Origin of the sequence: Roseinatronobacter bogoriensis DSM 18756 (genome assembly GCF_004366635.1) — a bacterium.
In the GTDB taxonomy this organism is placed as follows: domain Bacteria; phylum Pseudomonadota; class Alphaproteobacteria; order Rhodobacterales; family Rhodobacteraceae; genus Roseinatronobacter; species Roseinatronobacter bogoriensis.
Genome location: NZ_SORN01000003.1, coordinates 119,545 through 132,668, shown reverse-complemented (window position 1 = coordinate 132,668; position 13,124 = coordinate 119,545). Strand labels below are relative to the sequence as shown.

Genomic DNA, 13,124 nt, shown 5'->3' with positions numbered 1-13,124 from the left:
GTGAAATGCGTTGCCGCTACAAAAGCTCCGCCAAGGTTACGTTGAATAAATGATAGCGCCCCAAAGCCTACCGGGTGCATTCAGCGAGTTGCGCTGTGTCGTGCTCAAGATCGGTTTCCGAGGATAGTCCGCGCCTCAATCATGGGCGGGACGAGAGCCCCAGCCCGGAAGCGCCGCTATGTCGGTTGCACGGCTAGGCATTGGTCATTTTCACTCCAGCAACCGCCTGAGATCGGCAAGCAACTCGGCGCGCCGTTCAAACCCTATGCCGGGCGTGTCCGGCAGGCGAACATAGCCATCCTCGATTGGTATATCATCGGCAAAGCCGTTATAGGGCCGGAAAACATCCGGGTAGCTTTCATTGCCCCCCAGATGCAGCCCCGCGGCCATGTTGAGCGAGAGTTGGTGCCCGCCATGCGGCACGACCCGGCGCGAAGACCAGCCAAGGCTTTGGGCCACATCAAGCGTGCGCAGATATTCGACCAGCCCATAGCTGAGGGAACAGTCGAATTGCAGCCAGTCACGATCCGGGTTCATGCCGCCGTGGCGCAACAGATTGCGCGCGTCCTGATGCGAGAACAGGTTTTCCCCTGTTGCCATAGGATTGGAATAATGGCGCGAGACCTCGGCCTGCAAGGCATAGTCCAGCGGATCTCCGGCCTCTTCGTACCAGAATAAATCATATTGCTGGAACGCCTCGCCATACGCAATTGCCGTCTCCAGGTCGAAGCGACCATTTGCATCAACGCAAAGGTTGCGGCCCGTGCCGACAACTTCAAGAACGGATTCTATCCGGGCAATGTCGGTATCGAGAGAGGCACCCCCTATTTTCATTTTCACTACCCGGTAGCCACGGTCAAGATAGCTGCGCATTTCGTCTTGCAGCGCGCGGTTATCCTTGCCCGGATAGTAATAGCCGCCCGCAGCATAGATCCACACCTTTTCATCCGCCACGCCACCACGATACCGATCTGCCAAAAGCTTCCAGAGGGGGACATCTGCAATCTTTGCCACAGCGTCCCAAACCGCCATATCAATGGCCCCAACCGCCACAGACCGCTCGCCATGGCCGCCGGGTTTCTCGTTTTTCATCAGCGTGTCCCAAATGCGGAACGGGTCAAGGTTCTGCCCCGTCTCATCCAGCAGGCTATCGGGGTCGGCTTCGCTCAGGCGAGGCAGGAACCGCTTGGTCAATAGCCCCTCGACATCGTATCGGCCATTGGAGTGATACCCGTATCCGATAACCGGTTTACCATCGCGCATGACATCAGTGATGACGGCGACAACCGAACAGGTCATCTTTGAGAAGTCGATATAGGCATTGGCAATGTTGGATGAGATGGACGCCACATTCTGGCGGATTTCAACAATGCGCATGGGTATTTCCTTTTGAAAGTCCGGTCGCAGGCCCGACCGCTGGCACGACACAAGATTGCAGATCGCGCAGTGGGTCGCTCACGACTCCAGATGTTGCGCGACATTCTTCACAGTGATCCAGCTTATGCGGGTGTTCGATTCCACTGTGACACCCGCAACATGGGGGGTCGCAATAAGATTAGGCGCACCGGCAAGCGCAGTATCGGCAGGCAGGGGTTCTTGTGCAAAAACATCCATCGCGGCCCCACGCAGATGCCCTGAATGCAGCGCCTTGGCCAATGCGCCTTCATCCACGATATTCCCGCGCGAGGTATTGATCAGCACTGCCCCCGGCTTCATGGCCGCGATGCCCGCGTCATCAAGAAGCCCGCGTGTCGCATCGGTCAGGGGCACGTGCAGGCTGACGGCATCTGCAACGGGCAGAAGCGTTGAGAGCGATTCATGCCGTTCGGCCGTTTCCCAAGCCGGGTGATCGGCGGGCAGAAAAGGGTCATAGGCAAGGATCTTCATTCCGAATGCGCGCGCACGCTCTGCGGTTGCTTGCGCAATGGCGCCGTATCCGACAAGCCCAAGGCTGGCACCATCACATTCAAGCCCGATCATGGACTGGCGCGGCCATTTTCCGGCCAGAACATCTGATGTGCCCATCCACGCCGCGCGGCGCAGGACAAGAATGGCCGTGATGACATATTCCGCCACTGACACGACATTGCCTCCGGTTGCGGGGAAGACTGCAATCTGGCGCGCCTCTGCGAAAGATGTGTCGATGTTATCAAGCCCGACACCCAGCCGCCCGACAACGCGCAAGGCCGGCGCGGCGTCAAACAAGGCACGGTCCACCTGCGTGCGGTTTCGCACAATCAAACCATGTGCTTCAGCGCAAACCTGCCGCAGGCGCGCAGGATCATCTACAAGGCTGGGGTCATAGGTCACAGTGTGACGCTCGCGCAGCCAGTTTACCGCAGGCTCGTCCATGAATTCTGAAATCACCACATGGGCCATAGTTTTTCCTTATGTTTTGAAAGCTGTCACAGAAGCGGTGCGCGGAACGGACGGATGCCCAGCACTTCGGTGAATACCCAGAAAAAGCCCCCCGCGACGACTGTGGCAACGATTACAGTGATTATGACATCACGCCAGCTAAGGGGGCCTTCGCGCCGCTTCATCATCAGGGCCAGCGCCACGAAGAGCGGGACAGACGTGGTTACAAAGCCCACATACCGAATGCCCAGCCACCAAAGCGCCATGATCGCAACCCCCGAAATCACATGCCCGGCCCCACTAACATCGAGCAATGTGGGTTCCCCAGCGATCAGGCCGCGCAAGATTAAAAGCCCTGATACTGTGGCCAGAATGATCAGCACAGCATCCGGAAAGACCGCGCTGAGAAAGCCCATATTGCCCTTGTTGAACCAGAAAATCGCCGCCAGGGCCATGCCGAACAGGCCACCGTAGAGTTCTGTGTTGATACGGATTTGCATGGCTTAATCCTTCTTGCGCCGCAGGTTCTGAGGCCAGGCGGCCCAGCCGATCACCAACACGATTATGGCAATCAACACTTGACTGAGCGGGTTCACGAACAGCCGCATTTGCGGAAAATCCAGCGCCATACCCCCAAGAATGGATTGCACATACCCCTGTTCCGCGATGGTCCCCAGGATCAGGCCAAGAACAATGGGTGCAGCCCCTAACCCCAAGCCTCGAATAACGAAGCCGACAACCCCAAGCCCAAGCATCAGGGCAACATCAATGATGTTGTTGCGCAGCGCATAGGTGCCGAGAATGGTGATGATGAGAATTGTGGGCACCAGATAATAATGCGGCGTGCGCAGGATTGTCTTGTAGATCAATCGCCCACCCAGAAGCCCCACGGGAATAAGCATAAGCGCCGCCAGACCCATAGAAATGATGAACCCGTTTGCAAGCACACCTGTCTGCGTAAAGAGATCCAAGCCCGGCCGCAGGCCATGCAGCAGCATAACCCCCAGAATGATGGCATCTGGCGGGGCACCGGGAATCCCCAGCGTCAGCAATGGCACCATAGACCCCGCGACCATGACATTGTTACTGGATTCAGAGGCAACCACCCCCTCCGGGTTGCCCTTTCCGAATGTCTCGGGCGATTTCGACCAGCGCTTTGCTTCGTTATATGCAACCAGTGATGTGATCGAACCGCCTGCCCCCGGTATGATTGCGATGACCTGCCCGATCGCGCAAGAGCGGATCAGGTTGCCCGGCTTGGCCAGAACGGTGCGCAGGGCGGCACCGAATTGAAACCGCGATCGCCCCAGATCCGCCGGGGTTTCAAGTGTGGCATGTCCGCGCCGGATCATCAGCAAGAGTTCGGGAATGACAAACAGCCCGATCAACGCGACGATCAAGGAAATTCCGCCCTGAAGCGGCGGCCAGCCAAAGGTGAAGCGGCTTTCACCGCCAACAGGCGAGATGCCGATTGTCCCGATCAGCAGGCCGATCGCGCCGCCCAGCAGGCCCTTGAGCAATGACCCGGTTGCAAGCGACCCGATCAGAGTCAGCCCAAGGATTGCCACCCAGAACATTTCGGCAGGCCCGAATCTAAGCGCCAGTTGCGCCAGCGGTGGCGCGGCAATCAGCAAAAAGGCAACCCCAACCACACCGCCAATCACAGATGCAATTGTCGCAACGCTGATAGCTTCCAAAGCGCGGCCTTGCTTGGCCATCGGATGGCCGTCAAATGTGGTCGCAATTGAAGACGGTGTGCCGGGCGTATTGATCAGGATCGCAGTAAAGGCACCTCCGTATATCGTGCCCATATACACGGCACCGAGGGCAACAAGCCCTTCCAGCGCTTCAAGCGAAAAGGTGAAGGGCAGCATCAGGGCCAGCGCCATTGTGGCCGTCAGCCCCGGCAGGGCACCCACAAACAGGCCAGCGGTCACGCCAAGCAGAATAATGACAAGCATATGCGGTTGCAAAACGGCCGCCGCCGCTGCGATCAGAATCTCCATTGGAGTCACCTTTTGGGTATGGGAACGCCCGGAAAGCGCAAAGCCGCCCCACCCGGCGTTGCCGGATGGGGCGGCACGTAGCTTAGTTCAGAAAGTCGCCATACTGCTCGCGCATACGGGTCATCAGGTCGATTGCGTCCTGCCCGCGAATATCTGTCATCTGATAGCCCATCGGGATCTGACGCTCGCCAAGTGTTTCATTCATCTGGGCGAAAAGATCTGCAAGCATTTCCACGCGGTCTGCGGGTGTGCCGTTTGGCACAGCCACACCGCGATAGGTGCCCCCGACCACATCATAGCCCAATTCAAGGAAGGTCGGGACATCTGGCAATGTCTCAAGGCGTTCTTCCGATGCAACGGCCAGCACGCGAACATTGTCACCCATTTCAACGGCCAGCGTCGCGTTGGACATCACGGCACCAACATGCCCGCCAAGGATTGCCGCAGGAAGCGGGCCCGTTCCGGTAAAGGGAATGTAGGTGACACGGATATCGGCAAGCTCCATCAGGCGCAGTGTTTCAAGATGATTGCCCGTGAAGGTGCCGCTTCCGCCCATGGTCAGCGATTGCGGGTTTTCGCCCGCGAATTCAATCAGGTCTTCAAGGGTTTCAAACGGGCTATCGGCCCGCACCACCACCACATGGGGTGTCAGGTGGAACCATGTAATGATGTCGAATCCATCGGTCGTGTAGCCTGCATCTGCACGCTGGATGGGCTGCGCCACGATATGCGGAGTATTGATACCGATAATCTCATGCCCGTCTGGTTCGGCATTGGATTGAAAATCACTCCATGCCACCGCACCGCCGCCGCCGGGTTGGTGGCGGACATTGACGTTCACGCCAAGTGCTTCCTGCATCAGCGGCTCTTGCAGGCGCGCGGTGATATCTGATTCCCCGCCTGGGTCAAATGGAATGATGTATTCGATCGCACGGCTTGGGAAATCCTGTGCAAGCACAGGTGCGCTGGCTGCAAAAGCCGCGACCACCCCAACGAACAATCCTTTCGACGATGCCGATTTAAGTGACATGATTTCTCCTCCCATGAATGGGGAAACCCCCATGATGCGAAGTGAAACATATAAAGTTTATAGTTTCAATATATTTCTGGGAAGCTGAATCACCTTAGCGTTCGCCACCTGACGAATGGTTCTCGCGCCACATGCGGTGCTTTCACGAGAGGCGGCTATGCGGGACTTTGCAGACATTGCGAGGCCGGATGAAAAGCCGCGTAGCGTCGGGCCGCGGTGCGGCGATGCGCGATTGAATCTGTAGCGCTTTATGCTGGCCAAGCCCTTGAAAGATCAGATCGTTGCGCTGGTGGCAGCCCAATCGCCGTGCCGTGGGGGCGGCCCTTTGAGTCGCGGCGGCCTTCGGCCTCGATACCGCGCTGCTCAAAGACTGCAACGCCCTCCAAGCAGTCGTCGGGTATCTTGTGTCGAGCGGCAAACACCAGGCGGAGTCGGACCTGTCGCAGACTTGCAACGCTGCCAACCGTCCGAAATCCCGATGGTTTTAGCCCTGTTTCGTGCCGATAACCCCGTCAGATAATCGCGTGCCGCACCTTGGCCGAAACCCATTCGCTGACAACAACCGTGCCAAGAATGACCAGTATGATCAGCATCACCTGTGGCCAGGCCAGCATGTTCAGGCTCGAATTCAACTGCGCCCCTATCCCGCCTGCGCCTACCAATCCAAGAATGGCGCTTTCACGGATGTTGATATCCCACCGAAACACGCTGATGCCATAGAAACTGGGCAGCACCTGAGGCACAATCCCATAGGTCAGGATCTGGCCCTGAGAGGCCCCTGTCGCGGTAACCGCCTCGACTTGGCGGATATCGGTTTCCTCAATCGCTTCATACAGAAGCTTTCCAATGAACCCGATGGACCGCAGCGCAATGGCCAGAATACCTGCCAGTATGCCCGGCCCAAGAATGGACACCAGCAAAAGCGCCCAGATCAGCGAATTGATCGACCGCGTGGCCACGATCACAAACAACGCAGCAGGGCGCAGGACCAAGCGCGATGGTGTGGTGTTGCTGGCGGCAAGAAATGCCAGCGGAACCGCCATTGCTATGCCCAGAAGCGTGCCCAGTGTGGCGATATTAATTGTATCCCACAGCGGCGCCCAAAGTCGTTCCATATAGGACCAGCGCGGGGGGAAGGCGCGGCTGGCAATATCGGCGGCGGCATTCGGCGCGTCCCAGACAAAGGCCCAGATTGTGCGTTGCGTCATGCGTTCCCAACACCACACGAACAGGGCCACGCAGGCCAGCCAGCCGGCCCAAAGCATCAGGCGTTTCCTTGGCGTGCGGTGTGCCCATACGGGCGCTTCAACAGATGCCACGCTCATTTTACCCACTTTCGCAAATAGCCTGAGGAGTATTCGGCCATCATCACAATGGCGATGATGATCAGCAGGATCGCGCCCGCGCTGGAATACTCGTAGCGCGACAGCGAGGTGTTCAGCGCCGCGCCAATCCCACCCGCGCCAACGATCCCGATCACTGCGGATTCGCGGAAATTGATATCCAGACGGTACAGTGACAGCCCGATCAGGCGCGGCATGACCTGCGGCTGAATGGCGTAATTGATCAGTTGCACCCAGCTTGCGCCAGTCGCGCGGATTGCTTCGGCCTGTGCTTCGTCAATATCCTCAATGTCTTCAGCCAGCAGTTTGCCGATGAAGCCAATGGTGGCAAAGGTCAGCGTCAGGAACCCTGCAAACGCCCCAAAGCCGAACAGGGCAACGAAGAAGATAGCCACGATAATTTCCTGCAACGCGCGGCTGATGGCGATAATACTGCGACAGACCAGATACACCGCACGCGGGGCCACATTGCGCGCAGCCCCTACGCCGATGGGAATGGAGATCGCAACCCCCACCACTGTCGAGGTGAAGGTCATGGTCAGGCTTTCCATCAGCCCGTTAGAAATGTCGCGCCAGCGGGTGGTGAAATCGGGTTGCAGAAAGCCCGCAACAAAGCGCTGCGCGCGCTCCATCCCGGCGATGACGCGCGTCCAGTTCACGTCAATCGTGCCGATGGCCAGCACCAGATAGACAACCGCACCCACGGCCAGCGCAATGCGCAACCCGCGCGCCTGGATCATCTGCGGTGGCTTGCGCCATATTGTTGGATAGGCTGCGCTCATAATGCCCTCAGCATCTTTTCAGCCTGTGCTTTATCTTCCGCCTCTGCCTCGGCATCCTCGGCCGCGCCGTTGCGCATGGCGGTCCAATCCTCTTCCCCATAAATCTGAGTCAGCACCCCTTCGGTCAGGCCAGAGGGCGGGCCGTCAAACACCACGCGCCCGGCTTGCAACCCGATGATCCGGTCCGAGAATTGCTGTGCCAGAACAACGTCATGGATATTGATGATCGCAGGCAACCCGCGTTCGCGGCAGATTTCGACAATAAGCCGCATGATCTGGCGGCTGGTTTTGGGGTCAAGGCTGGCGGTCGGTTCGTCGATCAGCAGCAATTCGGGGTCCTGCGCCAGCGCGCGTGCAATTCCCACCCGCTGCCGCTGCCCGCCCGACAGTGCATCGGCGCGCTTGTCCGCATGTTGCAGCAGGCCAACGCGGTCCAGCAGACGGAACGCATTTGCAATATCGGCGGCAGGATAGCGGCGCATGAAGCTGCGCCAGAAGCCGACATAGCCCAACCGCCCGGACAGAACATTCTCCATAACGGTCAACCGCTCAACCAGCGCATATTCCTGAAAGATCATACCAATGCGACGGCGTGCGCGGCGCAGTTCCGCCGTGCGCATCATCGGCAGGTTCATGTCATTCAGCAGCACATTGCCGGACGTGGGTTCAACCAGCCGGTTGATGCAACGGATCAGTGTGGACTTCCCTGCCCCTGACGGGCCGATCAGCCCGACAACCTGCCCCTGTGGAACCTCAAAAGACACATCTGACAGCGCCCTGTCCCCTGTCTTGTAGGTCTTTGTCAGACCTTCGATCCGAAGCATGTCCAGCCCTTTCCGGTTCACGGTTTGGCAGGCAGACCAAGGGTTCTGCCTGCCATCCTTGCAGTCATTGGAAAACTTAGTTGCAGGTATAGGTCACACCCATTGCTGCATCGATCTGGCGGATGACTGCCCAGTTTTCCTGAAAGGTGATGGGGATGAACTGGCTTTCATTCTGCGCGCCAAATTCACGTTCCAGCCCTGTGCCTTCCCATTCAAAGCTGAAGAAAGCGTCCTGAATCTTTTCCTGCAACTCGGGGTGAAGGTTATACACCGTGCCGTAGCCCGAGGTCGGGAATGTGTCGGATTTGTAGATTGTCACCAGATCATCGCGGCTGACGACACCGCGCGCTTCCATCCGTGTCAGGACCGAATTTGCGATGGCAGCCGCGTCATAGTCCTGATTTGCCACACCAAGGATAGAGTTGTCATGACCACCCGAGAAGGCCGGGGTGTAGTTTTCGTCAACCAGCAGACCGAATTCGGATTCCAGCAAAGCCTGCGGGGCCTTAAAGCCGGAATTCGACGTCTCGGATGTGAAGGCAAGCTGGCGGCCGTCAAGGTCTTCCAGTGTTTCAATGCCCGATCCGGGATAGGTGATGATCTCCATCTCATACCCGAAGGAGCCATCTTCTGCCGCCATCATGGCGAAGGGGCGGAACCCTGCACAGGCCACGGCAATAGGATTGCCGCCAGTGTTTACAGCCGCAACATGCAGGCGTCCTGCGCGCATCGCCTCAAGCTGGGCTGCATTCGACTGGACAGGGAAAAACTGGATGGGCTTGCCGGTGACGTCTGACATATGGTCCAGAAATTCGGCCCAGACATCTTCATACACCGCCGGATCTTCAACCGGAGTATAGGCGAAAACCAGAACCGCCGGATCGACCCATTCGCTTTCATCTGTAGGAATATCGGCAATCAGATCGCCGTCTGCATCGGTAAAGCGCGGGTCAAGATTGAACGCGCCCGCCGGAAGGGCCAGCGCAACACCAAGCGCCACTGTCGAAAGAAGCCTTGCAGTCATGTCGTGTTCCTTTCAGGTAACTTGCATGACCGTGGGCCTAGTTACTTTGCATGACAGCGAGGTGACATTTGCGCGAAGGTTTGATGACGAAGCGCGCTGCGAACATGACATTTCAGTTTACAGAACAGCGCATGCAGCACCTTTCCGTTACAATCGGACGACAGACGACCCTAGCCGCCTATTCCTCTCTGAAGGCGCGTGTCATGCTGTCCATGACCGGTTTTGCCAGATATTGGGCAAATGTCCGTTTTTCTGTCTGAATCATGACCTCGGCTGGCATGCCCGGTGTCGGAGTGAAGCCCTGAATGCGCTGCATCTCTTCCAGAGGGACTGTGACACGCGCAAGATAGACTTCGCGGCGCGCGCCATTCGGGGCGTCTGAAATCGCGTCGGCCGAGACATGTTCGACCGTTCCGTTCAGTACCGGGGTGGTCCGCTGGTTCAGCCCTGTCATCCGAACCGTTGCGTGCTGCCCAATGCTGACACTGTCGATATTGGTGCGCGGGACCAGCAATTCGATGATCAGCGGGGCATCGGCTGGCAGTATCTCCACGATTGGGCGCCCGGATTCAACAACACCGCCGGTCGTGTGGTAATACAGGCGCACCACAGTGCCCGCGACAGGGGCAATCACATGCGTGCGGTCCAGAATATTTGAAGATTTACGCTGATGTTCGCGCACGCTTTCAAGCTCACTCTCGATGGTCTGCAAGTGTGTCAACGCATTGCGGCTGTATTCATCGCGGGTTTTGGTAACTTGCGCTTCAAACTTAGCGCGCATTTCGGTCAGTTCGGCAATTTCGGCTTCCAGCCGTCCGATCTGGCCTTCAGCCTCCAAGATGGCGCGGCGCAAAGCCAGTGTTTCGCTACGCCGCGACAGTCCGCTTTCAAGCAACCGAGACTTCGTTTTCAGTTCTTCGCTCAGCAAGGCAAGCTGACTGCGGGTCGCGTTCAGTTGGATTCCATAGCCCGTCATGCGGATATCCAGCGCCTCCAGATTGCGGCTGATTACGCTGACATCATTGGCAAGGCTGGCCACTGCCGCCTGAAAGGCCAGAGATTGCCCATGAAGGATCATCGCCACTTCAGGGTCGGCACTGTCAGATTCAAGATGCGCAGGGAAGGTCAGGCTGTCGTGGTGTTCATGTTCGGCCACAAGCCGCGCCTGTGTCGCTTCCAGCCGGATACGACGCAGCGCCAGTTCACGATTGGTCGCAAGCGCAAGCGTCTGGTCCAATGTCAGCATGATCTGACCTTCGGTAACACGGTCGCCTTCCTGCACCAGAATGTCCGAAATGATGCCCCCTTCCAGATGCTGGACAATCTTGTTCTGCCCGGTTGCAACGAAACTGCCCTGCGCGATGACAGCCGCCGCCAGCGGGGCCAGCATGGCCCAGGCACCAAAACCACCGAATGTCACGAATAGCAGGATAATCCCAAAGACGGCCTGTTTGCCGATTGAGCGGGGCACCTCTTGATACCAGTCGCTATTTCGGGGGGTGGCGATGAGATCAGACATGTCCGAGAGCGCCTCCCTGCGCGTTTTTTCCTAGGCTTGCGGGGCCGGTACCAGATGGCTGCTTCGAAGCCGGGTGAAGCTGCGCCATGACGTGGTCACGATGCCCGAACAGAGCGATCCCGCCATTGGCCAGCAACATGATCTTGTCGACCACGCTCAGCAGTGATGGTTTCTGCGTGATCACGACGACCGTAATTCTTTCCTTCCGCGCGTGTTCTATGGCGCGCGCCAGCGCCTTGTCGCCCGCCGTATCGAGGTTGGAATTCGGCTCGTCCAGCACGACCAGACGCGGATTGCCGAAAAAGGCCCGCGCCAGGGCGATCCGTTGCTTTTGCCCGCCCGACAAAGGGGAGCCGTCGGCCGCAACCATCGTCTCATACCCTTGCGGCAGGCTGGCGATCATTTCGTGCACATCGGCCAGAACGGCCGCATGGTGAATCTGTTCATCGGTTGCGTCATCGCGCATTCGGCCAATGTTTTCCTTGATGGTGCCGGGGAAAAGCTGCACGTCCTGCGGCAGATAGCCAATATTCTCGCCCAGTTGCCGCGGGTCCCAGTTGCGCAGGTCCATCAGGTCCAGCCGAACATTGCCAGATGTGGGCAGGATAGAGCCGACCAGCATCTTGCCCAGCGTGGTCTTGCCAGCGCCAGAGTTTCCGATCACGGCGAGTGAATCGCCGGGGTTCAGAGCAAAAGATATTCCGTTCAGGATGACCTGCTTGGTGCCGCCGGGAACATATAGCAGCCGCTCTACATTCAACTGCCCCTTGGGTTCGGGCAGCCACAGACGTTCGAATTGCAGCCGGGAATTGCGCAGCAAAGCCGCAACCCGTCCATATGCCGCACGCGAGAGAATGAACCCGTTCCACCCCTCGATAGACCCTTCGATCGGGGCCAGCGCGCGCCCCGCGATGATAGAGGCCGCAATGACCATGCCGCCTGTGATCTGCCCGTCAATCGCCAGATAGGCCCCCCAACCCAGCATTCCCACCTGCGTCAGCATCCGTACAGCCCGGCTGATGGATGCGCTGATAATGTTGCGATCCTGCGCGCGCACCTGCGCGATCAGCGAGGCCGCCGTGTCGCGGCCCCAGATCGTCACCGCTTCGGGGATCATGGCCATCGCATTGATGATCTGGCTGTTGCGCGACATGGAATCGAGATGCATGTTCGCCTTGGCTTGTGCCAAATTCGCTTCGGCAAAGGGTTTGGCGGTCACGCGCTGGTTGATCAGCGCCACGACCAGCAACACCAGCGCGGTGCATACAACGATCATACCAAGATGCGGGTGGATCAGAAAAATCACCAGGATAAACAAAGGCGCAAAGGGAACGTCCAGGAAGGAAATCAACGTGCCTGACACCAGAAATCCGCGCAGCTGTTGCAGATCACCAAGGGTCTGATACTCGCGCCCCGACCCGTTCAGCGAAGCGGCGGCAGCGGCACTCAGCACCGGGGCACCCAGCCGGGTTGCAACCTCGACCGCCGTGCGCATCAGCATGAAGCGGCGCACCGCGTCGAACACTGCCTGCAACACCACGGCCCCGACAATCACGACAGTCAGCATGATCAGCGTGTCGATAGAGCGGCTGGTCAGCACCCGGTCCGAGATCTGGAAAAGGTAGATCGGGATCGCAAGGATCAGGATATTGGTGGCGCAAGTCATCAGCATGACCATGCTCAGGTTGCGCCAGACGACGCGGATCCCTTTTTTCAGGCTTTGCTGAAAATCCTCTGGCCCAAGACGTTTGTGAAACTTCGTCCCGTCCGAACCATTGCCATTGCGTCCACCGCCACCGGCATTTCCCGCCCCTGGCGCGCGGGGGCCGGGCATTTCCGGGCCGCCTGCCTTGCCTTCTATCGTCCGGCCCGGAAGCGGGCTGGCGCTGCTGCGCATCCTCGTTTGCGGCGGGGGTTGCGAGGCCGCTTTGGCATTGGGCGAAGGGGATTTGTCGGGTGATGCTTCTGGTCTGGCAGTATCCCGCGGCGTTTTCGGAATATCCAGTCTCAGGCGCGCAGACCCGGACCCAGTTGTCCCTTTATCTGTGCTTTCAGGTGCCGAAACTGCACCCTGACCCGTCAAGGCCGCGTTGCTCTGGGGTTGTGCATCGGGGGAAGCGGTGTCTAGAACCCGTTGATCCCATGTCAGGCGCAGCGGCTGCGTGCCGTCATCCGGGCGCTTGCGGGTGCGCACCGATTTGAAGTCGTTCCAGTTGTCATTGGATTTGTTCACGGTGA

At 58.4% G+C, this 13,124-nt stretch carries 11 protein-coding genes; all 11 read right to left on the bottom strand.

The window, feature by feature from the left end; genetic code table 11:
- Positions 1-210 precede the first annotated feature (210 nt).
- Complete coding sequence (locus EV660_RS08870) at positions 211-1,377, bottom strand: mandelate racemase/muconate lactonizing enzyme family protein (protein ID WP_071479835.1); 1,167 nt, start codon at positions 1,375-1,377, stop codon at positions 211-213.
- A gap of 78 nt (positions 1,378-1,455) precedes the next feature.
- On the bottom strand, positions 1,456-2,379 hold the full coding sequence (locus EV660_RS08865) for a hydroxyacid dehydrogenase (protein WP_071479836.1): 924 nt from the start codon (positions 2,377-2,379) through the stop codon (positions 1,456-1,458).
- Positions 2,380-2,405: 26 nt separating this feature from the next.
- Positions 2,406-2,858, bottom strand: a complete 453-nt coding sequence (locus tag EV660_RS08860) for a tripartite tricarboxylate transporter TctB family protein (protein WP_071479837.1) — start codon at positions 2,856-2,858, stop codon at positions 2,406-2,408.
- A gap of 3 nt (positions 2,859-2,861) precedes the next feature.
- Positions 2,862-4,364 (bottom strand): tripartite tricarboxylate transporter permease, encoded by a 1,503-nt coding sequence (locus EV660_RS08855; protein WP_071479838.1) that lies wholly within the window; start codon positions 4,362-4,364, stop codon positions 2,862-2,864.
- 82 nt (positions 4,365-4,446) lie between these two features.
- Positions 4,447-5,394, bottom strand: a complete 948-nt coding sequence (locus EV660_RS08850; RefSeq protein WP_071481916.1) for a Bug family tripartite tricarboxylate transporter substrate binding protein — start codon at positions 5,392-5,394, stop codon at positions 4,447-4,449.
- 512 nt (positions 5,395-5,906) lie between these two features.
- The gene (phnE, locus tag EV660_RS08845) at positions 5,907-6,659 is read right to left on the bottom strand and encodes a phosphonate ABC transporter, permease protein PhnE (RefSeq protein ID WP_375781724.1); all 753 of its coding nucleotides are present in this window, start codon (positions 6,657-6,659) and stop codon (positions 5,907-5,909) included.
- A 56-nt stretch (positions 6,660-6,715) separates the two neighbouring features.
- Complete coding sequence (gene phnE, locus EV660_RS08840) at positions 6,716-7,477, bottom strand: phosphonate ABC transporter, permease protein PhnE (protein ID WP_244927323.1); 762 nt, start codon at positions 7,475-7,477, stop codon at positions 6,716-6,718.
- A 38-nt stretch (positions 7,478-7,515) separates the two neighbouring features.
- Positions 7,516-8,343 (bottom strand): phosphonate ABC transporter ATP-binding protein, encoded by an 828-nt coding sequence (phnC, locus tag EV660_RS08835; protein ID WP_071479841.1) that lies wholly within the window; start codon positions 8,341-8,343, stop codon positions 7,516-7,518.
- A 76-nt stretch (positions 8,344-8,419) separates the two neighbouring features.
- Positions 8,420-9,367, bottom strand: a complete 948-nt coding sequence (gene phnD, locus EV660_RS08830) for a phosphate/phosphite/phosphonate ABC transporter substrate-binding protein (protein WP_071479842.1) — start codon at positions 9,365-9,367, stop codon at positions 8,420-8,422.
- A 178-nt stretch (positions 9,368-9,545) separates the two neighbouring features.
- Entirely contained in the window at positions 9,546-10,886 is a 1,341-nt protein-coding gene (locus EV660_RS08825) for an HlyD family type I secretion periplasmic adaptor subunit (protein WP_071479843.1), read from the bottom strand.
- Entirely contained in the window at positions 10,879-13,119 is a 2,241-nt protein-coding gene (locus tag EV660_RS08820; protein WP_232727359.1) for a type I secretion system permease/ATPase, read from the bottom strand. Before EV660_RS08820 ends, EV660_RS08825 begins: the two co-directional genes overlap by 8 nt.
- Positions 13,120-13,124: the final 5 nt, after the last annotated feature.

Bases quoted from the DNA above. Each gene is read 5' to 3' on its own strand.
- EV660_RS08850 (WP_071481916.1), bottom strand. From the start codon at position 5,394: ATGTCACTTAAATCGGCATCGTCGAAAGGATTGTTCGTTGGGGTGGTC.
- phnE (WP_375781724.1), bottom strand. From the start codon at position 6,659: ATGCTTTGGGCCGGCTGGCTGGCCTGCGTGGCCCTGTTCGTGTGGTGT.
- phnE (WP_244927323.1), bottom strand. From the start codon at position 7,477: ATGATCCAGGCGCGCGGGTTGCGCATTGCGCTGGCCGTGGGTGCGGTT.
- EV660_RS08855 (WP_071479838.1), bottom strand. From the start codon at position 4,364: ATGGAGATTCTGATCGCAGCGGCGGCGGCCGTTTTGCAACCGCATATG.
- EV660_RS08825 (WP_071479843.1), bottom strand. From the start codon at position 10,886: ATGTCTGATCTCATCGCCACCCCCCGAAATAGCGACTGGTATCAAGAG.
- EV660_RS08860 (WP_071479837.1), bottom strand. From the start codon at position 2,858: ATGCAAATCCGTATCAACACAGAACTCTACGGTGGCCTGTTCGGCATG.
- EV660_RS08870 (WP_071479835.1), bottom strand. From the start codon at position 1,377: ATGCGCATTGTTGAAATCCGCCAGAATGTGGCGTCCATCTCATCCAAC.
- EV660_RS08865 (WP_071479836.1), bottom strand. From the start codon at position 2,379: ATGGCCCATGTGGTGATTTCAGAATTCATGGACGAGCCTGCGGTAAAC.
- phnD (WP_071479842.1), bottom strand. From the start codon at position 9,367: ATGACTGCAAGGCTTCTTTCGACAGTGGCGCTTGGTGTTGCGCTGGCC.
- phnC (WP_071479841.1), bottom strand. From the start codon at position 8,343: ATGCTTCGGATCGAAGGTCTGACAAAGACCTACAAGACAGGGGACAGG.